At 62.2% G+C, this 1,011-nt stretch carries 2 protein-coding genes; both read right to left on the bottom strand.

Features of this window, described 5'->3' with window-relative positions; genetic code table 11:
• A partial coding sequence (locus AC1DT3_RS22480; RefSeq protein ID WP_477467387.1) for a HAMP domain-containing protein occupies positions 1-721 on the bottom strand: 721 nt, incomplete at its 3' end.
• 30 nt (positions 722-751) lie between these two features.
• A partial coding sequence (locus AC1DT3_RS22475; RefSeq protein ID WP_477467386.1) for a winged helix-turn-helix domain-containing protein occupies positions 752-1,011 on the bottom strand: 260 nt, incomplete at its 5' end.

Below are 1,011 nucleotides of genomic sequence, written 5' to 3'. Positions count from 1 at the left end.
CCTCCTGCATGCCCTTCATCAGCACGCCGATGCGGTCGAGCATCATGTTGAGGTTTTTTGCCAATCGATCGAGCTCGTCACCGGTGCCCTCGACGCGCAAACGCCCATCGAGGTCGCCCGCCATGATGACCTGCGTCGTATCGGTCATCTCGTCGACGCGTTTGAGGACGCGTTTGGTGATGAACCAACCGCCCGCGCAGCCGAGCAGAACGATCAGAACAAGCGAATATGCAAAGGCGCGCTGGATTGCGTCGCGCAAACGCGAGCGTTCCTCGACGTCGCGGCCGACCATGAGGCGAAATCCACCCGGCAGGAGGTAGACCCGCACGATCGCATGGCCCGTCGCGGCGTTGGGCTCGTCGGTGCGCGCGTAGTCCGTCTCGAATTGTCCCGCCTGATCGATGACGCCCGGCGGCAGCGCCCCGATATTGCCGGCGATGCSTTCGCCCGTATCGGTGGTGACGAGGTAGAGCGAGGCTCCGGGCGTGCGCGAACGGCGGTCGACGACATTGACCAGTCGGCGCAACCCGCCGACGCGGTATTGATCGGCCAGACCGCTGATCTCCGCCTGAATGGTAGAGACGAACTGATCGTCGAGAACGCGTTGCGCGTTCCACGCCACGTAGGCGAGCGCGACGAAGGCAAAGATCGTGAAGATGATGAGATAGGCCAGCGACAGTTTGAACGCGGTCGTCCGGATGAGTTTTCCGAGCGCCGTCATTCGGGTCCCCTGCCCGCCGATTTGCAAACGCTACGCCACATCGACCTTCATTCCCTCGCCGCCGACGCGGACCATGTAGCCCGCACCGCGGATCGTGTGAATGAGCGGCCGATCGAAGCCCTTGTCGACCTTCGAACGCAGGCGCGACACGTGAACGTCGATCACGTTGGTCTGGGGATCGAAATGATAATCCCAGACATGCTCGAGCAGCATCGTGCGCGTCACGACCTGCCCGGCGTTCTTCATGAGATATTCGAGCAGACGGAATTCGCGTGGCTGCAGCAGGATTT

This window comes from Microvirga sp. P4_G7, from assembly GCF_056401005.1.
The sequence above is the reverse complement of the archived record's forward strand: the minus strand, read 5'-3'. Positions and strand labels throughout refer to the sequence as shown.